Raw genomic sequence first — 20,299 nt, 5'->3', positions numbered from 1 at the left:
GCCGGCGCACGCTATGTCCGCTCGGAGCCCTCCCTGCCGGTCCGGGTCACCGGCGCGGTGGTGCGGATGCGCCGCTCGGCGCCCGGCGGGCCCGGCACGGTGCGGCTGCGGGTGTTGGCCGGGGCGGAGGTCCCGTACGTCCGGATGGTGCTCGACGAGGAGGCGTACCGGATCGCGGGCCACGCCCACCTGGTCGGGCTGCCGGTCCGGGTGCAGGGCAGGCTGGAGAGCCGCAGCGGATTCCGCCGGCTGACCGGCGCCGAAGGGGTCGTCCCCGTCCAGGTCGACGAGGCGGAGCGGGACCGTCTGATGAAGGCGCTCCAGGAGAACCTCGACTTCTTCGAGGAAGCCTGCGCGGGCGAGCGGGCCGATGACACGGACGGGGCCGGGGGAGGGGACCCGGGCGAGGGCTCTTAACCGTTTCGCAAACCACTCCCAGGTCTCGGTACGATTCAGGCGCGCCGCGCTCCCGCGGCGCGCCCCCTGAGTCAGGAGAGACCGGTGTCAGACGTCCGTGTGGTCATCCATCGCGATTCCGAGCGGGAAGAGCGCGTGGTGACGACGGGCACTACGGCAGCCGAGCTCTTCCCCGGTGAGCGCACCGTCGTCGCGGCCCGGGTCGCCGGTGAGCTGAAGGACCTGGCCTACGCCCTGGCCGACGGCGACGAGGTCGAGCCCGTCCTCATCTCCTCCGATGACGGCCTGAACATCCTGCGCCACTCCACCGCGCATGTGATGGCCCAGGCCGTGCAGGAGCTCTTCCCCGACGCGAAGCTCGGCATCGGACCGCCGGTCAAGGACGGCTTCTACTACGACTTCGACGTCGAGCGGCCGTTCACGCCCGAGGACCTCAAGGCCATCGAGAAGAAGATGCAGGAGATCCAGAAGCGCGGGCAGCGCTTCTCGCGGCGTGTGGTGAGCGACGACGACGCCCGCGCCGAGCTGGCGTCCGAGCCGTACAAGCTGGAACTCATCGGGATCAAGGGCTCCGCGGCCTCGGCGGACGACGGCGCGGACGTCGAGGTGGGCGGCGGCGAGCTGACCATCTACGACAACCTCGACCCGAAGACCGGCGACCTGTGCTGGAAGGACCTCTGCCGCGGTCCGCACCTGCCGACCACCCGGTTCATCCCCGCCTTCAAGCTGATGCGCAACGCGGCGGCGTACTGGCGCGGCAGCGAGAAGAACCCGATGCTCCAGCGCATCTACGGCACCGCCTGGCCCACCAAGGACGAGCTGAAGGCGCACCTGGAGTTCCTGGAGGAGGCCGCCAAGCGCGACCACCGCAAGCTCGGCAACGAGCTCGACCTCTTCTCCTTCCCCGACGAGATCGGCCCCGGCCTCGCCGTCTTCCACCCCAAGGGCGGCATCATCCGCCGCGCCATGGAGGACTACTCGCGCAAGCGGCACGAGGAGGAGGGCTACGAGTTCGTCTACTCGCCGCACGCCACCAAGGGCAAGCTCTTCGAGAAGTCCGGCCACCTGGACTGGTACGCGGACGGCATGTACCCGCCCATGCAGCTCGACGACGGGGTGGACTACTACCTCAAGCCGATGAACTGCCCGATGCACAACCTGATCTTCGACGCGCGGGGCCGTTCCTACCGTGAACTGCCGCTGCGGCTCTTCGAGTTCGGCACGGTGTACCGGTACGAGAAGTCCGGTGTGGTGCACGGCCTGACCCGCTCGCGCGGCTTCACCCAGGACGACGCGCACATCTACTGCACCAGGGAGCAGATGGCGGACGAGCTGGACACCACGCTCACCTTCGTCCTGAACCTGCTGCGCGACTACGGGCTGACCGACTTCTATCTGGAGCTGTCCACCAAGGACCCGGAGAAGTTCGTCGGCTCGGACGAGGCGTGGGAAGAGGCCACCGAGACGCTCCGCCAGGTCGCCGAGAAGCAGGGTCTGCCGCTGGTCCCTGACCCGGGCGGCGCCGCGTTCTACGGGCCGAAGATCTCCGTCCAGTGCAAGGACGCCATCGGGCGTACCTGGCAGATGTCGACCGTCCAGCTCGACTTCAACCTGCCGGAGCGTTTCGACCTGGAGTACACCGGGCCGGACGGCACCAAGCAGCGCCCGGTCATGATCCACCGTGCGCTGTTCGGCTCCATCGAGCGGTTCTTCGCGGTGCTCCTGGAGCACTACGCGGGTGCGTTCCCGGTGTGGCTGGCGCCCGTCCAGGCGGTCGGCATCCCGATCGGTGACGCGCACATCCCGTACCTCCAGGAGTTCGCCGCCACGGCGCGCAAGCAGGGGCTGCGGGTCGACGTGGACGCCTCGTCGGACCGGATGCAGAAGAAGATCCGCAACCAGCAGCGCGCCAAGGTGCCCTTCATGATCATCGCGGGCGACGAGGACATGGCCAACGGCGCCGTCTCCTTCCGGTACCGCGACGGGTCGCAGGAGAACGGCATCCCGGTGGACGACGCCATCGCCAAGATCGCGAAGGCCGTCGCGGACCGCGTACAGGTCTGATCCGCCCGGCGTACGACGCCACGAGGCCCCCGGAGACCGGTCAGCTCTCCGGGGGCCTTTCGTCGCCGTCCCGCCGGAAGCTCTGCAGCAGCCACGACGAGAAGGACCCCGTCACCGCTCCCAGCAGCGCGATCCCGCACGCCATCATGGCCACCGCGATCAGCCGCCCCAGCAGCGTCACCGGGGACACGTCCCCGTAACCGACCGTCGACAGGGTGGCGGCGGCCCACCACAGGGCGTCCCCGAACGTACGGATGGTGGCGCCCGGCGCGGTCCGCTCGCAGCTGTAGACCGCGAGCGCTCCGGCGAAGGAGAGCAGCAGGGCGGACAGCCCCGCGTACGCGATCACCCGGGCGTGCAGATTCAGCCGGGGCTGCTCCCTGCGCTGCTGCACCGCGTTGTAGAGCTGCACCATCCGCAGCAGCCGCAGCAGCGGCAGGATCACCACCAGGGTGTCCATCCGGTGGGTGCGCGGGAAGCGCATCCCCTCACCGCTCAGGACGAGCCGCGCCGCGTAGTCCAGCGCGAAGACCAGCCAGACCGCCAGGGCCACCCCGAGCGCGGCGTCCAGCAGTACGGGATCGGCGCCCCGCGCCAGCACCCGCACCGCGTAACAGGCGAGGAAGAGCAGTGCGGCCGCGAAGAGCGGGATCTCCGTGCGCTCCTCCCAGCGGCGCAGCCGCTCGCCGGGGTTCAGGACGTCCATCGGCCCAGCATCGCCGTGCCGGCCTCGGCCCGCGCCCCGGCGACACGTCGCGAACGGGGGAAGTCATATGCTGCACAGCATGACGAGTGAGCCGGAACAGCAGATCGGAGTGGGGACGCAGGACGCGTTCCAGCGCCTGTGGACCCCCCACCGGATGGCGTACATCCAGGGGGAGAACAAGCCGAGCGGGCCGGGCTCGGGGGACGACTGTCCGTTCTGCACGATCCCGTCGAAGTCCGACGAGGACGGCCTTGTCGTGGCGCGCGGCACGCATGTGTACGCGGTGCTCAACCTCTACCCGTACAACGGCGGGCATCTCATGGTCGTGCCGTTCCGCCATGTCGCCGACTACACGGAGCTCGACGCGGCCGAGACGGCCGAGCTGGCCGAGCTGACCAAGTACGCGATGACGGCGCTGCGTACGGCGTCCGGGGCGCACGGCTTCAACATCGGTATGAACCAGGGCGCGTCGGCGGGTGCCGGGATCGCCGCGCATCTGCACCAGCACGTGGTGCCGCGCTGGGGCGGTGACACCAACTTCATGCCGGTCGTCGGGCACACCAAGGTGCTGCCGCAGCTGCTGGCCGACACCCGGGCGATGCTGGCGGCGGCCTGGCCGGCCTGAGCCCCACCTGCCTGAGCGCCACCTGCCTGAGCCCCACTGGACCGAGCGCCATTGGTCCGGGTGCCTTTGGTCCGGGGCGTTCGGTCCGGGGCGCCGCCGCCCCGGTACGGGAAGGACCGGGCCCCGGGCGGTGGATGCCGGGGCCCCGTCCGTGGCGTCAGGCGTCGTAGACGTCGGCCTGGCGCGGCGTCGGGTCCTGCACAAGACCGCCGAGGACCATCGAGCGGTTGGTGAACGAGTCGGTGTTCACGCCGTGCTCGTCGAGCACCCCCATCGCCGCCGTGTGCACGGCGCGCAGCACCGGGGTGGCCGCCCGCATCGCGTCGTCCGCCATGAAGCGGTGCCGCCAGGGCTTGTCGGCCCAGGCGTGCCGCATGCCGAACGGCTCGGGCAGGGTGATCTTCCCGCCGCAGAAGTCGAGGACCGGCGGGAACCAGGTCAGCGGGGCCCTGGCGGCCAGCCGCACCACCTCGGGGGTCTCCACCAGCGGCAGGTTCACCTCCCGCGTCTCCCAGAACTTGACCGCCTTGTTGACCTGCTTGGTCTTGGCCGCCGGCTTGGTGGTGAAGAGCGAGTGGACCGGGCCGAGCGCATGGCCGGTGACCTCGATCCGCAGCGTCTCGTGGAGCACCGTCACGGTGATCATCATGGTGATCACCAGCTGGCCGTCCCAGAGAGTGAACTGCACGCCCAGATAGTGGCGGTTGCCGCTGCCGAACTGCTGCTCGTTGCAGATCCGCTGTATCTCGTGGCCCTTGATCTGGAAGGCTTCCACGTCCTCGCCGTCGGGCCGGCTCACCTCGCCAGCGTTCTCACCCACCGGCGCCACGATCCAGTGCTTCACGGACGGGGTGGGGAAGCCGCCGGTGTGCAGCGGGCCGCGCTCCAGCATCCGCAGCCGGTCATGGATGGCCCGGATGACGTCCCAGCTGCGGAAGCCGTGGATCTCGGTGCCCGCCTCACGGGGGACCAGCTCCTCGGCGAGCTGCCAGCTGCCCCAGCGGGTGCCCATGCCGAGTATCCCCTTGGGGCCCGCGTAGAAGACCGAGTTGGACTGCTGCTCGGCGGTCAGCCTGGCCAGCGACTGGCGCAGCTGCTCGGCCGCGGTCTCGGTGGGGTTGCGCGGCACGGCCTCGGGGATCTTCGGCCCGATGCCGCCGCCGGACAGCAGGCTCTCCCAGCGGGACCGCAGATCCACGGCGGTCCGCTCACAGATCCGCTTGGCCAGCACCCAGCCGATGACCGGGGCGACCATCATGGCCCGCAGGTACAGCGCCCCGATGCCGCCGAACGGCAGCTTGACGAGGAAGAGCACCATGAGCCCGGCGAAAGCCACCAGAAGTACGGTGCCCAGGGCCCCCATGCTGCGGTTCCTGGCCCCCGACAGGGTGCGCCGCAGCTGGAAGACGCCGAGCCAGATCAGCAGCCCGGGCAGGAACACGAGTCCGAACACGGCCATCACGATGGTCAGCCGGGTGTCGCGCTCCTTGCGGATACGGGTCGCGGCCAGGCAGTGCTCGACGACCGTCTGGGGCTCGGTCCCGAAGGACTGGATGAGCGCCTTACGGGTGCCTCCGAGCATCCGCACCTGGACGGCGCGGGAGAAGGACTCGCCCAGATTCGGCTCGAAGAGCGAGAACTTGCCCTTCTTCACCTCGGTCTTGTGCCACTCGCCGTTGGCTTTGAGTATGTCCTCGACCGGGCTGTCCCGGTAGGCGGCGGACGCGAGGGCATGGGTGGCGGCGGTCTGGCCCGCTGATCCCTGGAGCGGGACCTGTGCTCCCGGAATGAAGTCGAATCCGTCGTTCGCCACCGCTGCCCCCATCGCCGCACCCAACCGCTGCTGCGGCTGTTCCCAACTACCGTGCCCCGCACACCTGCTGCGCCGGACCGGGCCGCCCCGCGCCTGCCGTCCGGGCCGTGACCTCAGCGTATCCGTGCCGCTCCCCGCGCGTCACGGGACGACGGAAGGCGGCCGGGCGCAAGGCCCTGCCCGGCCGATCTCCGCGGCCCCGGGGCCGGATAGCGCCGCAGCGTGCGGGAGCGGCGTCGGCAGCGGCTACGTGCCGCTGTGGGCCTGTTCGCGTACCCGGTCGGCCACCTGAGACGGCATCGGCTCATGGCGGACGTACGAGCGCGTGAACCGGCCGGTGCCGTGCGACAGCGACCGCAGATCGACGGCGTACCGCCCGATCTCGATCTCCGGCACCTCGGCCCTGACCAGGGTGCGGCCCGGCACCGTCTGCTCGGTGCCCACCACCCGGCCGCGCCGTCCGGAGAGGTCGCTCATCACCGGGCCCACGAAGTCGTCGGGCACCAGGACTTGGACGGCGACCACGGGTTCGAGGAGACGGATCGGCGCCCGGTCGGCCGCCTCCCGGAGCGCCAGCGCGCCCGCCGTCTGGAACGCCGCGTCCGAGGAATCCACGGAGTGGGCCTTGCCGTCCCGGAGAGTGATACGGACATCGACGAGCGGGTGCCCGGTGGCCAGCCCCCTGGCCGCCTGCGCGCGTACGCCCTTCTCGACGGACGGGATGAACTGCCGGGGCACCGAACCGCCCACCACCCGGTCGACGAACTCGATCCCCGAACCGGAGGGCAGCGGGTCCACCTCGATCGCGCAGATCGCGAACTGGCCGTGGCCGCCGGACTGTTTGACGTGCCGGCCGCGCCCCTCGGCCGGTCCGCCGAACGTCTCACGCAGCGAGACCCGGTACGGCTCGGCGTCCACCCGGACCCCGTATCTGCCCTGCAGCCGCTCCAGCGCCACGTCCCGCTGCGCCTCGCCGAGACACCAGAGCACCAACTGACGGGTGTCCGGGTTCTGTTCGACGCGCATGGTCGGATCCTCGGTGACCAGCCGGGTGAGCCCCTGCGAGAGCTTGTCCTCGTCGGCCTTGCCATGGGCGGCGACGGCGAGCGGAAGCAGTGGCTCCGGCAGCGTCCACGCCTCCATCAGCAGCGGGTCGTCCTTCCCGGACAGTGTGTCGCCCGTCTCCGCGCGGCTCAGCCCCGCGACGCACGCGATGTCCCCGGCGACGCACTCGGCCAGCGGGCTCTGCCGCCGGCCGAAGGGGGCGGAGAGCGCGCCGATCCGTTCGTCCGTGTCGCGGTCGCCGCCGCCGTCCTGTCCGGCGCGGCCGTGGCCCTCCTGGCTGTGCCCCGACACATGCACCGTCTCGTCGGGCCGCAGGGTCCCGGAGAAGACGCGCACCAGGGAGAGCCGGCCCACATACGGGTCGGACGCCGTCTTGATCACCTCGGCGACCAGCGGGCCGCGCGGGTCGCAGGCCGCCGCGGCGTGCGGGGCGCCCTCCGGGGTGGTGACCACCGGGGCCTCGCGCTCCGGCGGAGCGGGGAAACCGCGCGTGATCAGTTCCAACAGCTCGACCGTGCCGAGCCCCTGCCGCCCACCGGACACCGCGGGGGCCGCGGCGAGCACCGGGTGGAAGACACCGCGGGCCACCGCACGCTCCAGATCCGCGACGACCGTCCCGACGTCGATCTCCTCGCCGCCGAGATAGCGGTCCATCAGGGTCTCGTCCTCGCTCTCCGCGATGATCCCCTCGATCAGCCGGTCGCGGGCCTCGTCCAGCGACGGCAGCTCGGCCTCGCCCGGCGCGCTCTCCGTACGCTCGCCCGACGTATAGCCGGACAGCCGCCGGGTCAGCAGCCCGGCGAGGCCCGTCACCGGGGCGTGCCCGTCAGGGCCCGGCGGCCCGTACAGCGGCAGATACAGCGGGAGCACCGCGTCGGGGTCGTCGCCGCCGAAGATCCGCCCGCAGAGCCGGGTCAGCTCCGCGTACCCGGTACGGGCGGTGTCCAGGTGCGTGACCACGATGGCCCGCGGCATCCCGACGGCCGCGCACTCCTCCCAGACCGCACGGGTCGCGCCGTCGACGCTGTCCGCGTCCTGGGCGGCCGACACGACGAAAAGGGCCGCGTCGGCCGCGCGCAGCCCGGCCCGCAGCTCGCCGACGAAATCGGCGTAGCCGGGGGTGTCCAGCAGATTGATCTTGACGCCGTCCCACTCGACGGGGACGAGCGAGAGCTGTACCGACCGCTGTCTGCGCTGTTCGATCTCGTCGTAGTCGGAGACGGTCTGGCCGTCCTCCACCCGGCCCGCCCTGGTGACCGCGCCCGCGGTCAGCGCCAGGGCCTCGACCAGGGTGGTCTTGCCGGATCCGCTGTGGCCGACCAGGACCACGTTCCGTACGGAAGCGGGCCGCCGGCCGGCCGTCGGCGCTCTGCCGGCGGCTCCGGGATGTGTGCTCGCCTTGTCGCCCATGAGTGTGCCTCCCGTGTGCTGAGGGACGTTGCACGGTGAGAAACGGGTGGGCGGACACAGGGCCGGGAAGCGTGGCGGCACCGGTGACGCCCGCGCCCTTCGAGCTTTCCACTCGGGCGGACGCGCGTCCATACGTACGGCCCCGCGTCCGCCCCGGCCCGCGCCCGGCCGCGCGAGTGGGACAGGGCCCGGCGGTGGAGGCCCGCGGTCCTGGCTACGATGGGCCCGCCGGGCGGCCAATGGGGCCGCGCGGCCCACCGACCCCCCGGGAAGGCCATGCTGAACAAGTACGCGCGTGCATTCTTTACGCGTGTCCTCACGCCGTTCGCCTCATTCCTGCTCCGGATCGGGGTCAGCCCCGACGCGGTGACGCTGACCGGTACGGCCGGGGTGATGGCGGGTGCGCTGGTCTTCTTCCCCAGGGGAGAGTTCTTCTGGGGCACGGTCGTCATCACGCTCTTCGTCTTCTCCGACCTCGTCGACGGCAACATGGCCCGTCAGGCCGGGATTTCGAGCCGCTGGGGTGCCTTCCTCGACTCGACCCTCGACCGGGTCGCGGACGGGGCGATCTTCTCCGGCTTCGCCCTCTGGTACGCGGGTACCGGTGACAACAACCTGATGTGCGCGGTCGCCCTCTTCTGCCTCGCGAGCGGCCAGGTCGTCTCGTACACCAAGGCGCGCGGCGAGTCGATCGGGCTCCCGGTCGCGGTGAACGGGCTGATCGAGCGGGCCGAGCGGCTCGTCATCTCACTCGTCGCCGCGGGCTTCGCCGGGCTGCACAAGTTCGGGGTGCCCGGGATCCAGATCCTGCTGCCGATCGCGCTGTGGATCGTCGCCGTGGGCAGCCTGATCACCCTGGTGCAGCGGGTCGTCACCGTACGCAGGGAGTCCGCAGAGGCCGACGCCGCCGCGGCCGCCGAAGCCTCCGCGCACGGCGGCGAGGCGGTATGAGGGAGCGGCTGACGGACGCCCTCTACGGGCTCGGCTGGGGCGCGGTCAAGAAGCTGCCCGAGCCGGTCGCCACCGGGCTCGGCCGGCGCATCGCGGACACGGTCTGGAAGCGGCGCGGCAAGAGCGTGCTGCGCCTGGAGTCCAATCTGGCCCGGGTGGTGCCCGACGCCGGGCCCGCACGGCTCGCCGAGCTGTCCAGGGCCGGGATGCGCTCGTACATGCGGTACTGGATGGAGTCCTTCCGGCTGCCCGCGTGGAGCGCCGACCGGATCCGTGCGGGCTTCGTCCCCGACGGCCTCCACCATCTGACGGACGGGCTCGCCGCCGGGAAGGGCGTCATACTCGCCCTGCCGCACATGGGCAATTACGACCTCGCGGGCGCCTGGGTCACCACGAAGCTGGGTGTGCCGTTCACCACGGTCGCCGAGCGGCTCAAGCCCGAGACCCTCTACGACCGGTTCGTCGCCTACCGCCAGGGCCTGGGCATGGAGGTCCTGCCGCACACCGGCGGTTCCGCCTTCGGCACGCTGGCCAGACGGCTGCGGGACGGCGGCCTGGTCTGTCTGGTCGCCGACCGCGACCTCTCCGCGTCGGGCGTCGAGGTCCGGTTCTTCGGCGAGGCGACCCGGATTCCCGCGGGGCCCGCGCTGCTCGCCCAGCAGACCGGAGCGCTGCTGCTGCCCGTCACCCTCTGGTACGACGGATCACCGGTCATGCGCGGCCGGGTCCATCCGCCCGTGGATGTGCCCGCTTCGGGCACCCGTACCGAGAAGACCTCGGTGATGGCGCAGGCGCTCGCCGACGCCTTCGCCGCCGGAATCGCCGAGCACCCGGAGGACTGGCACATGCTCCAGCGCCTCTGGCTCGCCGACCTGGAGCCCCGTCAGGAGCCCGCGTGAAGATCGGCATCGTCTGCCCGTACTCCTGGGACGTCCCCGGCGGGGTCCAGTTCCACATCAGGGACCTCGCGGAACACCTGGGCGGCCTGGGCCACCAGGTGTCCGTCCTCGCCCCGTCCGACGACGAGACACCGCTGCCGCCGTACGTGGTCTCCGCGGGCCGGGCCGTCCCCGTCCCGTACAACGGCTCGGTCGCCCGGCTCAACTTCGGCTTCCTGTCCGCAGCCAGGGTCCGCCGCTGGCTGCACGACGGCACCTTCGACGTGATCCACATCCACGAGCCCACCTCGCCCTCGCTGGGGCTGCTCACCTGCTGGGCCGCGCAGGGCCCGATCGTGGCGACCTTCCACACCTCCAACCCGCGCTCCCGGGCGATGATCGCCGCGTATCCGATCCTGCAGCCCGCGCTGGAGAAGATCTCCGCGCGGATCGCGGTGAGCGAGTACGCGCGCCGTACCCTCGTCGAACACCTGGGCGGCGACGCGGTCGTCATCCCCAACGGCGTCGACGTCGGATTCTTCGAGCGCGCCGAGCCGCGGCCCGAGTGGCAGGGGGGCACCATCGGCTTCATCGGGCGGATCGACGAGCCGCGCAAGGGGCTGCCCGTGCTGATGCGGGCGCTGCCGAAGATCCTCGCCGAGTGTCCGCAGGCCCGGCTGCTGGTCGCCGGACGCGGTGACGAGAAGGAGGCGGTCGCCTCACTGCCGAAGGAGATGCGGCAGCGGGTCGAGTTCCTCGGCATGGTCAGCGACGAGGACAAGGCGCGGCTGCTGCGCAGCGTCGACGTCTACGTCGCGCCGAACACCGGCGGCGAGAGCTTCGGGATCATCCTCGTCGAGGCGATGTCGGCCGGTGCGCCGGTACTGGCGAGCGACCTCGACGCGTTCGCCCAGGTCCTGGACCAGGGCGCGGCGGGCGAACTCTTCGCCAACGAGGACGCGGACGCGCTGGCCGCGTCCGCGGTCCGGCTGCTGGGCGACAGCGAGCGCCGCGAGGGGCTGCGCCGGCGGGGCAGCGCGCATGTGCGCCGCTTCGACTGGTCCACGGTCGGCGCGGACATCCTGGCGGTGTACGAGACGGTGACCGACGGAGCCGCGTCGGTCGACACCGACGAACGGGTCAGCCTGCGGGCCCGGTTCGGGCTGGCCAGAGACTGATACCGCGGACCGGTAGCCTTTCGGCCCGTGACCGTATCCCTGATCATCTGGATCGTCCTCGCGTTCGTCGCGGTCGGCCTGTATCTGAGCTGGACCGCGGGTCGGCTCGACCGGCTGCACGCCCGGATCGACGCCGCCCGCGCCGCCCTCGACGCCCAGCTGCTGCGCCGTGCTTCGGTCGCCCAGGAGCTGGCCACGTCCGGCGTCCTCGACCCGGCGGCCTCGATCGTCCTCTACGAGGCGGCGCACGCGGCCCGGCAGTCCGAGGAGGAGCACCGCGAGGTGGCCGAGAGCGAGCTCAGCCAGGCACTGCGGGCGGTCTTCGGTGAGACGGCGCAGGTCGGGGCGGTGCGATCGGCGCCCGGGGGAGAGGAGGCGGCGGACGAGCTGGCCGCGGCCGTCCGGCGGGTGCCGATGGCCAGGCGCTTCCACAACGACGCGGTGCGGGCCGCACGCGCTCTGCGTACCCACCGCAAGGTCCGCTGGTTCCGGCTCGCGGGGCACGCGCCGTTCCCGCTGGCGTTCGAGATGGACGACGAGCCGCCGGTGGCGCTGGCCGACCGGCCGGGCACGTAACGCACCGGGCTCTCCACGCACCTGGCTTCCCCCCCCTGACCTTCCGCTCTCCGGACTCTCCGTTCCCCTCCCCACTCCCCGGACCGTCGGGAAGGGGGTCCCAGAACGATCCACCGGCTGTCCATTGGCCCTTGCAGTGGCCTGGTCGGCGGGGGTTATCTCGGGGGAGCAAGAACCCTCTTCTCCGAGCGAGGTAGCCCGTGTCCAGCAGTACGCACCCCACCACTTCCCCCGCCGAGACCCCGGCGACCGGCACCGCACGCGTCAAGCGCGGTATGGCCGAGCAGCTCAAGGGCGGCGTGATCATGGATGTGGTCGACGCCGAGCAGGCGAAGATCGCCGAGGACGCGGGCGCCGTCGCCGTCATGGCTCTGGAGCGGGTCCCCGCCGACATCCGCAAGGACGGCGGAGTGGCCCGGATGTCCGACCCGAACATGATCGAAGAGATCATCTCGGCCGTCTCCATCCCGGTCATGGCCAAGTCGCGTATCGGCCACTTCGTCGAGGCCCAGGTGCTGCAGTCGCTCGGCGTCGACTACATCGACGAGTCCGAGGTGCTGACCCCGGCCGACGAGGTCAACCACAGCGACAAGTTCGCCTTCACGACGCCGTTCGTGTGCGGCGCCACCAACCTGGGCGAGGCCCTGCGCCGGATCGCCGAGGGCGCGGCCATGATCCGCTCCAAGGGCGAGGCCGGCACCGGCAACGTCGTCGAGGCCGTCCGCCACCTGCGCCAGATCAAGAACGAGATCGCCCGGCTGCGCGGCTACGACAACAACGAGCTGTACGCGGCCGCCAAGGACCTGCGCGCCCCGTACGAGCTGGTCAAGGAGGTCGCCGGGCTCGGCAGGCTGCCCGTCGTCCTCTTCTCGGCCGGTGGCGTCGCCACCCCGGCCGACGCCGCGCTGATGCGTCAGCTCGGCGCCGAGGGCGTCTTCGTCGGGTCCGGCATCTTCAAGTCCGGCGACCCGGCCAAGCGCGCCGCCGCCATCGTCAGGGCCACCACCTTCTTCGACGACCCGAAGGTCATCGCGGACGCCTCCCGGAACCTGGGCGAGGCCATGGTCGGCATCAACTGCGACACCCTCCCCGAGAACGAGCGTTACGCGAACCGGGGCTGGTGATGGGCACTCCCGTCATCGGTGTCCTCGCTCTCCAGGGCGATGTACGGGAGCACCTGGCCGCGCTGGCCGCGGCGGGCGTCCGGGCCGCTCAGGTCCGGCGCCCCGAGGAGCTCGACGGCGTCGACGGCCTGGTCCTGCCGGGCGGCGAGTCCACCACCATGTCCAAGCTGGCCGTCCTGTTCGGCATGGCGGAGCCGCTGCGCCGGCGCATCCGCTCCGGCCTGCCGGTGTACGGGACCTGCGCCGGGATGATCATGCTCGCCGACAAGATCCTCGACCCCAGATCGGGCCAGGAGACCTTCGGCGGGATCGACATGATCGTCCGGCGCAACGCCTTCGGACGCCAGAACGAGTCCTTCGAGGCGGCCGTCGAGATGCCCGGCATCCCCGGCGGCCCCGTCGACGGTGTCTTCATCCGGGCGCCCTGGGTCGAGTCGGTGGGCGCGGGGGCCGAGGTGCTCGCCGAGCACGGCGGCCACATCGTCGCGGTGCGCCAGGGGCGCGTCCTGGCCACGTCGTTCCATCCGGAGCTCACCGGGGACCACCGTGTGCACCGGTACTTCGCGGACATGGTGCGCGACGCCCAGTGACCGGCGCCCGGTAGGATCTCTGGCGTTCGTCCAGGAAATGGTTACGCGAAGGAGACAGGCAGATGTCCGGCCACTCTAAATGGGCTACGACGAAGCACAAGAAGGCCGTGGTTGACGCCAAGCGCGGCAAGCTCTTCGCGAAGATGATCAAGAACATCGAGGTCGCGGCCCGCACGGGCGGCGCCGACGTGTCCGGCAACCCGACCCTCTTCGACGCCATCCAGAAGGCCAAGAAGAGCTCGGTGCCGAACAAGAACATCGACTCCGCGGTCAAGCGTGGTGCCGGTCTCGAAGCCGGTGGCGCCGACTACGAGACGATCATGTACGAGGGCTACGGACCGAACGGTGTCGCGGTGCTCATCGAGTGCCTCACCGACAACCGCAACCGCGCCGCATCCGACGTACGCGTCGCGATGACCCGCAACGGCGGCAACATGGCCGACCCGGGTTCCGTCTCGTACCTGTTCAACCGCAAGGGCGTCGTGGTCGTCCCCAAGGCCGGGCTCTCCGAGGACGACGTCCTGGGCGCCGTGCTCGACGCCGGCGCCGAGGAGGTCAACGACCTGGGCGAGTCCTTCGAGGTGCTCTCCGAGGCCACCGACATGGTCGCGGTCCGCACCGCGCTCCAGGAAGCGGGCATCGACTACGACTCGGCCGAGGCCAACTTCATGCCGACCATGCAGGTCGAGCTGGACGAAGAGGGCGCACGCAAGATCTTCAAGCTGATCGACGCGCTGGAGGACAGCGACGACGTGCAGAACGTCTTCGCCAACTTCGACGTCTCGGACGACGTCATGGAGAAGCTCGACGCCTGACGGGCGCTCAGCACCACGGGTACGCGACGGACGGGCCGCCGGGGACACACCCCGTCGGCCCGTCCGTGTTCCCGGTGTTGTCGGTGCGACCCGATAGCCTGCGACAACGCAGGAACACATGGTCGAACGGCAAGCCGGCGAACAGCAAGGCAGCCGGACGGCCGGGCAGTCGGACGGCAAGGCATGAGGGAGGGGGCACCGTGCGGGTACTCGGCGTGGACCCGGGGCTGACGCGCTGCGGCGTCGGCGTCGTCGACGGCGTGGCGGGCCGGCGGCTGACCATGCTCGGCGTCGGGGTCGTCCGCACGCCCGCCGACGCGGAGCTCGGGATGCGGCTGGTCGCCATCGAGCGCGGCATCGAGGCGTGGCTGGACGAGCACCGGCCCGAAGTCGTCGCCGTGGAGCGGGTGTTCAGCCAGCACAATGTCAGTACGGTGATGGGCACCGCACAGGCCAGCGCGGTCGCGATGCTCTGTGCCTCCCGCCGCGGCATCCCGGTGGCCCTGCACACCCCCAGCGAGGTCAAGGCCGCCGTCTCCGGCAGCGGCAGGGCCGACAAGGCGCAGGTCGGGGCGATGGTGACCCGGCTGCTGCGGCTCGACGCACCGCCCCGTCCCGCCGACGCCGCCGACGCGCTGGCACTCGCCATCTGCCACATCTGGCGGGCCCCCGCCCAGAACAGGCTCCAGCAGGCCGTCGCCGCCCACCGCACGCTGAAAGGCCCCACCGCATGATCGCCTTCGTCTCCGGACCGGTGGCCGCGCTGGCCCCGACCACCGCCGTCATCGAGGTCGGCGGGATCGGTATGTCGGTCCAGTGCGCCCCCAACACGCTGTCCGCCCTGCGCATCGGCCAGCAGGCCAAGCTCGCCACCTCCCTCGTGGTGCGCGAGGACTCCCTCACGCTCTACGGCTTCGCCGACGACGACGAACGCCAGACGTTCGAGCTGCTCCAGACCGCGAGCGGCGTGGGCCCCAGGCTCGCCCAGGCCATGCTCGCCGTGCACTCGCCCGACGCCCTGCGGCTCGCCGTCTCCACCGGGGACGAGAAGTCACTGACCGCCGTCCCCGGCATCGGCAAGAAGGGCGCACAGAAGCTCCTCCTCGAACTCAAGGACCGGCTCGGAGCCCCGCTCGGCACCGGCGGCGCGCACCTCGCAGCGCAGCGCACCGCGTCCGGGCCCGCGCCGTGGAGCGAGCAGCTGCACTCCGCGCTGGTCGGCCTCGGATACGCGCCGCGTGACGCGGAGGAGGCCGTCACCGCCGTCACCCCGCAGGCAGAGGCCGCTGACGAGCCCAACGTGGGCGCGCTCCTCAAGGCCGCCCTGCAGACCCTCAACCGCGCCCGCTGATCGAGAGACCCGCCATGCTGCCTCCTCAGAACGAGTGGGACGACACCGCCCCCGACACCGAAGAGCGCCTGGTGGGAGCCGACGCCGACGGTGAGGACCAGGCCGTCGAAGCCGCACTGCGCCCCAAGGACCTGGACGAGTTCGTGGGCCAGGAGAAGGTCAGACTCCAGCTCGACCTGGTGCTGCGGGCGGCCAGGCAGCGCGGTGCCACCGCCGACCACGTCCTGCTCTCCGGCGCCCCGGGCCTGGGCAAGACCACCCTTTCGATGATCATCGCAGCCGAGATGGGCGCCCCCATCCGGATCACATCGGGGCCGGCGATCCAGCACGCGGGCGATCTGGCCGCGATCCTCTCGTCCCTCCAGGAGGGCGAGGTGCTCTTCCTCGACGAGATCCACCGGATGTCCAGGCCCGCCGAGGAAATGCTCTACATGGCGATGGAGGACTTCCGGGTCGACGTCATCGTCGGCAAGGGCCCGGGTGCCACCGCCATCCCGCTGGAGTTGCCGCCCTTCACCCTGGTCGGCGCCACCACCAGGGCCGGCCTGCTGCCGCCGCCGCTGCGCGACCGCTTCGGCTTCACCGGGCACATGGAGTTCTACGAACCGGCCGAGCTGGAGCGCGTCATCCACCGCTCCGCCCGGCTGCTCGACGTCGAGATCGGCGAGGACGGCGCCGGCGAGATCGCCGGACGCTCCCGCGGCACCCCCCGGATCGCCAACCGGCTGCTGCGCCGGGTCCGTGACTACGCCCAGGTGGAGGCCGACGGAGTGATCACCCGGGAGATCGCCCGTACGGCACTCGCGGTGTACGAGGTTGACGCCCGCGGACTCGACCGGCTGGACCGCGCGGTGCTCCAGGCCCTGCTCAAGCTGTTCGGCGGCGGACCGGTGGGGCTCTCCACGCTGGCTGTCGCCGTGGGGGAGGAGCGGGAGACCGTCGAGGAGGTCGCCGAGCCTTTCCTGGTCCGTGAGGGACTGCTGGCCCGTACTCCGCGCGGCCGGGTGGCCACACCGGCAGCCTGGGCGCATCTGGGCCTCGTACCTCCGCAGGGGGGCGCCGGAGGCGCTGCGGGAAAGGGACAAGCGGGTCTGTTCGGGGCGTGAGGAGGCGCAGGGGTGCCCGCAGCGGAACCCCGGTGCCATGCTGGGCGTTGTTCCATTGATGCGGACTCGCCTAGACTCCGCCGATGCCGCCCTTCTCAGGACGGCATGCCCCGCCCCCGAAGATCAGGCCGCGATCCAGCGCGGTCGTGCGAAGGAAGTTCCCTCCCGTGAGTCTCGTGACCCTCCTCCCCTTCATCGTGCTCATCGGGGCCATGTTCCTGATGACCCGGTCCGCCAAGCGCAAGCAGCAGGCGGCCGCATCGATGCGCAATGAGATGCAGCCCGGCACCGGCGTCCGGACGATCGGGGGGATGTACGCCACCGTCAAGGAGATCAACGAAGACTCGGTCCTCCTGGAGATCGCGCCCGGCGTGCACGCCGTCTACGGCAAGAACGCGATCGGCGCGGTCCTCGACGACGCGGAGTACAACCGCATCGTCCACGGCGACACCGCCATCGTTCCCGACGACGCCTCCTCGCTGACCGAGCTCGACGACGCCAAGGTCGACCTGGGCAAGCACGACGCCCCGGCCGACGACGCCGCCCCCGGCGAGGCCGAGGAGTCCGACGGGTCCGACGAGGACGTGGCCCCCGCCGCGTCCGAGGACAAGGCCGACAAGAGCGACAAGGCCGAGAAGAAGAACGACGGCGAGGGCGAAGCGAAGTAGCACATCCGGGGACCGTCGGCGCTGCCCCGCGGCAGCACCGGCGGTCCCCGAGACCGTGCACTGCTACAGCGGAGCAGGTCCCCCACATCACTTCGTGGCCGCTCACAGCGCATACCCGGCGCGGGCGGTAGGACAGGGAGAATCGACAAGGTGGCAGCACCGAACAAGGGCCGAAGGCAGACGGGAGCCCAGGGCAAGCCCGGGCGGTCCCTGGCCCTGATCCTGATCGCCATGGTTGCGCTCGTCGGCGGGATGTTCTGGTCGAAGCAGGTCACGCCGCGTCTCGGCATCGACCTCGCGGGCGGTACGAGCATCACGCTCCAGGCGAAGCCCCAGCCGGGCAAGCCCAACGCGATCAACCAGAAGAACATGGACACCGCGGTCAGCATCATCGAGCGCCGTGTCAACGGACTCGGTGTCTCCGAGGCCGAGGTCCAGACGCAGGGCAAGGACCAGATCCTCGTCAACATCCCCAAGGGGACGAACGAGAAGCAGGCCAGGCAGCAGGTCGGCACCACCGCCCAGCTGTACTTCCGCCCCGTGGTGACGGTCGCGGCCGGAAAGCCGACGCCGGCCGGCAAGCCCTCCGCCACGCCCTCCCCGAGCGCCTCGTCCAAGGCCAAGGCGAAGGGCACGCCGTCGTCCTCGGCCTCGCCGAAGGACACCGCGTCGCCGTCCTCCTCCACCCAGGGCCGTGCGGTCACCGACGCGCTGAAGGCCGGGCCCACGCCCGACCCGTCGACCCCCGCCCAGTCCAGCGCCACCCCGTCGCCCGCCGACACCGCGGCCGCGGCCAAGCTGCAGAAGCAGTTCGCGGCGCTCGACTGCTCCACCAAGGCCGGCCGTGCCAAGGCCGGCGGTGACAACGTCAAGCCGAGCGACCCGACCGTGGCGTGCAGCCAGGACGGTGACGCGAAGTACATCCTCGACGCCGCAGCCGTGGACGGCACCGACGTCTCCGGCGCCAAGGCCGTCATCGACCAGCAGCAGGGCCAGTGGATCGTCCAGATGGACTTCACGAGCAAGGGCTCGAAGAAGTTCCAGGCGATCACCAGCAAGCTCTCGAAGCAGCAGTCCCCGCAGAACCAGTTCGCCATCGCGCTGGACGGCGCCGTGGTCTCGGCCCCCAGCGTGAGCCAGACGCTCAGCGGCAGCGCCCAGATCTCCGGCAGCTTCACCCAGCAGTCGGCCGAGGACCTCGGCAACGTGCTGTCCTACGGTGCCCTCCCGCTCTCCTTCAAGGAGGAGACCGTCACCACGGTGACCGCGGCGCTCGGCGGCGAGCAGCTCCAGGCGGGCCTCATCGCCGGTGCGATCGGCCTCGCGCTGGTCATCATCTACCTGGTGGCCTACTACCGCGGCCTCTCGTTCATCGCGATCCTCAGCCTGATGGTCTCCGCGATCCTCACGTACACACTGATGGCGCTGCTCGGCAAGGGCATCGGCTTCGCACTCAACCTGCCCGCGGTGTGTGGTGCGATCGTTGCGATCGGTATCACCGCGGACTCGTTCATCGTCTACTTCGAACGCATCCGTGACGAGATCCGTGAGGGCCGCACCCTGCGGCCCGCCGTCGAGCGCGCCTGGCCGCGCGCCCGGCGCACCATCCTGGTCTCGGACTTCGTCTCGTTCCTCGCCGCCGCCGTGCTGTACATCGTGACGGTCGGCAAGGTGCAGGGCTTCGCGTTCACGCTGGGCCTGACCACGCTGCTCGACGTCGTCGTGGTCTTCCTCTTCACCAAGCCGGTGATGACGCTGCTCGCCCGTAAGAAGTTCTTCTACAGCGGCCACCCGTGGTCCGGCCTCGACCCGAAGCGGCTCGGCGCCAAACCCCCGCTCCGCCGCTCGCGCGGTGGTGCCACCGCCGCCTCCTCCTCCGTCCCCACCGACCCGAAGGAGGCGTGAGATGTCGCGACTCGGCAGCATGGGCGCCCGGCTGTACCGCGGCGAGGTCGGCTACGACTTCGTGGCCAAGCGCAGGATCTGGTACGGCATCTCCATCCTGATCACCATCACGGCCATCGTCGGCCTGGCGGTACGGGGTCTGAACCTGGGCATCGAGTTCCAGGGCGGTGCGGTCTTCACCACCACCAAGAGCAGCAGCGTCTCGGTGACGCACGCCCAGGAGGTGGCGGAGAAGCTCTCCGGACATGACGCGTCCGTGCAGAAGCTCGGCAACGGCGGCATGCGGATCCAGGTCTCGGGGATCGACACCGACACGGCCGACAAGATCCACGGCTCGCTCGCCAAGGACCTGAACCTCCCGGTCGACAAGATCGCCGCCGACGTGGTCGGCCCCAGCTGGGGCGAGACGATCGCCAACAAGGCCTGGGAGGGCCTGGCGATCTTCATGATCCTGGTGGTCGTCTATCTGGGCATCGCCTTCGAGTGGCGGATGGCACTCGCCGCCCTGGTGGCCCTGATCCACGACCTCACCATCACGGTCGGGATCTACGCGCTGGTCGGCTTCGAGGTCACCGAAGGCACCGTGATCGGTCTGCTGACCATTCTCGGTTACTCGCTCTACGACACCGTCGTCGTCTTCGACGGTCTCAAGGAAGCGTCGAAGGACCTCAAGAAGCAGACCCGCTTCACCTACAGCGAGATCGCCAACCGCAGCCTCAACGGCACCCTGGTGCGTTCCATCAACACCACGGTCGTCGCCCTGCTCCCGGTGGCCGGTCTGCTCTTCATCGGCGGTGGCTTCCTCGGCGCCGGCATGCTGAACGACATCTCGCTCGCGCTCTTCGTCGGTCTGGCCGCCGGTGCGTACTCCTCGATCTTCATCGCCACCCCGCTCGTCGCCGACCTCAAGGAACGCGACCCGGCGATGAAGGCCCTCAAGAAGCGGGTGCTCGCCAAGCGGGCCGCCGCGGCCGCGAAGGGCGAGTCCGCCGACCAGGACGACACCCGCGAGCCGCAGGACGCCGTCCCCGGCGCCCCGGCCCCGGCCGGCGCCGCG

The 20,299-nt window shown here is 70.9% G+C and carries 18 protein-coding genes and 1 pseudogene; 16 read left to right on the top strand and 3 right to left on the bottom strand.

The window, feature by feature from the left end:
• Positions 1–417 (top strand): annotated as a pseudogene (locus G3I19_RS22010) (hypothetical protein); the annotation flags it as partial.
• A gap of 84 nt (positions 418–501) precedes the next feature.
• Positions 502–2,481, top strand: coding sequence for a threonine--tRNA ligase (gene thrS, locus G3I19_RS22005; protein ID WP_164265402.1), 1,980 nt, complete (start codon positions 502–504; stop codon positions 2,479–2,481).
• Positions 2,482–2,521: 40 nt separating this feature from the next.
• On the opposite strand, the gene G3I19_RS22000 is transcribed toward thrS, so the two are convergent.
• On the bottom strand, positions 2,522–3,187 hold the full coding sequence (locus G3I19_RS22000) for a potassium channel family protein (RefSeq protein WP_164265401.1): 666 nt from the start codon (positions 3,185–3,187) through the stop codon (positions 2,522–2,524).
• Positions 3,188–3,254: 67 nt separating this feature from the next.
• Between G3I19_RS22000 and G3I19_RS21995 the strand changes: the two genes are divergently transcribed.
• On the top strand, positions 3,255–3,812 hold the full coding sequence (locus G3I19_RS21995; protein ID WP_164265400.1) for an HIT domain-containing protein: 558 nt from the start codon (positions 3,255–3,257) through the stop codon (positions 3,810–3,812).
• Positions 3,813–3,969: 157 nt separating this feature from the next.
• Here the strand turns inward: G3I19_RS21995 and G3I19_RS21990 are convergent, their stop codons facing one another.
• Both G3I19_RS21990 and G3I19_RS21985 read right to left on the bottom strand, forming a co-directional pair.
• The gene (locus tag G3I19_RS21990) at positions 3,970–5,637 is read right to left on the bottom strand and encodes a hypothetical protein (RefSeq protein ID WP_203599884.1); all 1,668 of its coding nucleotides are present in this window, start codon (positions 5,635–5,637) and stop codon (positions 3,970–3,972) included.
• A 234-nt stretch (positions 5,638–5,871) separates the two neighbouring features.
• Positions 5,872–8,100 (bottom strand): elongation factor G-like protein EF-G2, encoded by a 2,229-nt coding sequence (locus G3I19_RS21985; protein WP_164265398.1) that lies wholly within the window; start codon positions 8,098–8,100, stop codon positions 5,872–5,874.
• A gap of 276 nt (positions 8,101–8,376) precedes the next feature.
• Between G3I19_RS21985 and pgsA the strand changes: the two genes are divergently transcribed.
• The 13 genes from pgsA to secF form a co-directional block, all read left to right on the top strand.
• On the top strand, positions 8,377–9,051 hold the full coding sequence (gene pgsA / locus G3I19_RS21980) for a phosphatidylinositol phosphate synthase (protein ID WP_203599882.1): 675 nt from the start codon (positions 8,377–8,379) through the stop codon (positions 9,049–9,051).
• The gene (locus tag G3I19_RS21975) at positions 9,048–9,950 is read left to right on the top strand and encodes a phosphatidylinositol mannoside acyltransferase (protein ID WP_164265396.1); all 903 of its coding nucleotides are present in this window, start codon (positions 9,048–9,050) and stop codon (positions 9,948–9,950) included. Before pgsA ends, G3I19_RS21975 begins: the two co-directional genes overlap by 4 nt.
• Positions 9,947–11,107, top strand: coding sequence for a glycosyltransferase family 4 protein (locus G3I19_RS21970; protein WP_164265395.1), 1,161 nt, complete (start codon positions 9,947–9,949; stop codon positions 11,105–11,107). The genes G3I19_RS21975 and G3I19_RS21970 overlap by 4 nt, the downstream gene beginning before the upstream one ends.
• A 27-nt stretch (positions 11,108–11,134) precedes the next feature.
• Positions 11,135–11,683 carry a hypothetical protein gene (locus tag G3I19_RS21965; RefSeq protein WP_164265394.1) on the top strand — a complete coding sequence of 183 codons (549 nt, stop codon included), beginning with the start codon at positions 11,135–11,137 and terminating at the stop codon, positions 11,681–11,683.
• A gap of 275 nt (positions 11,684–11,958) precedes the next feature.
• Positions 11,959–12,807 (top strand): pyridoxal 5'-phosphate synthase lyase subunit PdxS, encoded by an 849-nt coding sequence (pdxS, locus tag G3I19_RS21960; RefSeq protein WP_203599890.1) that lies wholly within the window; start codon positions 11,959–11,961, stop codon positions 12,805–12,807.
• Positions 12,807–13,397 (top strand): pyridoxal 5'-phosphate synthase glutaminase subunit PdxT, encoded by a 591-nt coding sequence (pdxT, locus tag G3I19_RS21955; protein WP_164265392.1) that lies wholly within the window; start codon positions 12,807–12,809, stop codon positions 13,395–13,397. Before pdxS ends, pdxT begins: the two co-directional genes overlap by 1 nt.
• A gap of 62 nt (positions 13,398–13,459) precedes the next feature.
• Positions 13,460–14,212: a YebC/PmpR family DNA-binding transcriptional regulator gene (locus G3I19_RS21950; RefSeq protein ID WP_164265391.1), complete on the top strand. Its 753-nt coding sequence runs from the start codon at positions 13,460–13,462 to the stop codon at positions 14,210–14,212.
• Between the two features lie 200 nt (positions 14,213–14,412).
• Positions 14,413–14,946, top strand: a complete 534-nt coding sequence (gene ruvC, locus G3I19_RS21945) for a crossover junction endodeoxyribonuclease RuvC (RefSeq protein WP_164265390.1) — start codon at positions 14,413–14,415, stop codon at positions 14,944–14,946.
• Complete coding sequence (ruvA, locus tag G3I19_RS21940; RefSeq protein ID WP_164265389.1) at positions 14,943–15,563, top strand: Holliday junction branch migration protein RuvA; 621 nt, start codon at positions 14,943–14,945, stop codon at positions 15,561–15,563. The genes ruvC and ruvA overlap by 4 nt, the downstream gene beginning before the upstream one ends.
• A gap of 14 nt (positions 15,564–15,577) precedes the next feature.
• Positions 15,578–16,669: a Holliday junction branch migration DNA helicase RuvB gene (gene ruvB, locus G3I19_RS21935; protein WP_164265388.1), complete on the top strand. Its 1,092-nt coding sequence runs from the start codon at positions 15,578–15,580 to the stop codon at positions 16,667–16,669.
• 167 nt (positions 16,670–16,836) lie between these two features.
• Positions 16,837–17,337 carry a preprotein translocase subunit YajC gene (yajC, locus tag G3I19_RS21930; protein ID WP_164265387.1) on the top strand — a complete coding sequence of 167 codons (501 nt, stop codon included), beginning with the start codon at positions 16,837–16,839 and terminating at the stop codon, positions 17,335–17,337.
• Between the two features lie 150 nt (positions 17,338–17,487).
• Positions 17,488–19,242, top strand: coding sequence for a protein translocase subunit SecD (gene secD / locus G3I19_RS21925; RefSeq protein WP_164265386.1), 1,755 nt, complete (start codon positions 17,488–17,490; stop codon positions 19,240–19,242).
• Between the two features lies 1 nt (position 19,243).
• The coding region (gene secF / locus G3I19_RS21920; RefSeq protein WP_164265385.1) for a protein translocase subunit SecF at positions 19,244–20,299 on the top strand (1,056 nt) is incomplete at its 3' end.

It is taken from the genome of Streptomyces sp. SID10853 (genome assembly GCF_010548145.1).
Taxonomy (GTDB): Bacteria; Actinomycetota; Actinomycetes; order Streptomycetales; family Streptomycetaceae; genus Streptomyces.
The sequence above is the reverse complement of the archived record's forward strand: the minus strand, read 5'-3'. Positions and strand labels throughout refer to the sequence as shown.

What these genes read in the sequence shown, in the direction of transcription:
- G3I19_RS22000 (WP_164265401.1), bottom strand. Translation starts at nt 3,187, where the DNA reads ATGGACGTCCTGAACCCCGGCGAGCGGCTGCGCCGCTGGGAGGAGCGC.
- G3I19_RS21995 (WP_164265400.1), top strand. Translation starts at nt 3,255, where the DNA reads ATGCTGCACAGCATGACGAGTGAGCCGGAACAGCAGATCGGAGTGGGG.
- G3I19_RS21990 (WP_203599884.1), bottom strand. Translation starts at nt 5,637, where the DNA reads ATGGGGGCAGCGGTGGCGAACGACGGATTCGACTTCATTCCGGGAGCA.
- G3I19_RS21985 (WP_164265398.1), bottom strand. Translation starts at nt 8,100, where the DNA reads ATGGGCGACAAGGCGAGCACACATCCCGGAGCCGCCGGCAGAGCGCCG.
- pgsA (WP_203599882.1), top strand. Translation starts at nt 8,377, where the DNA reads ATGCTGAACAAGTACGCGCGTGCATTCTTTACGCGTGTCCTCACGCCG.
- G3I19_RS21975 (WP_164265396.1), top strand. Translation starts at nt 9,048, where the DNA reads ATGAGGGAGCGGCTGACGGACGCCCTCTACGGGCTCGGCTGGGGCGCG.
- pdxS (WP_203599890.1), top strand. Translation starts at nt 11,959, where the DNA reads ATGGCCGAGCAGCTCAAGGGCGGCGTGATCATGGATGTGGTCGACGCC.
- pdxT (WP_164265392.1), top strand. Translation starts at nt 12,807, where the DNA reads ATGGGCACTCCCGTCATCGGTGTCCTCGCTCTCCAGGGCGATGTACGG.
- G3I19_RS21950 (WP_164265391.1), top strand. Translation starts at nt 13,460, where the DNA reads ATGTCCGGCCACTCTAAATGGGCTACGACGAAGCACAAGAAGGCCGTG.
- ruvA (WP_164265389.1), top strand. Translation starts at nt 14,943, where the DNA reads ATGATCGCCTTCGTCTCCGGACCGGTGGCCGCGCTGGCCCCGACCACC.
- ruvB (WP_164265388.1), top strand. Translation starts at nt 15,578, where the DNA reads ATGCTGCCTCCTCAGAACGAGTGGGACGACACCGCCCCCGACACCGAA.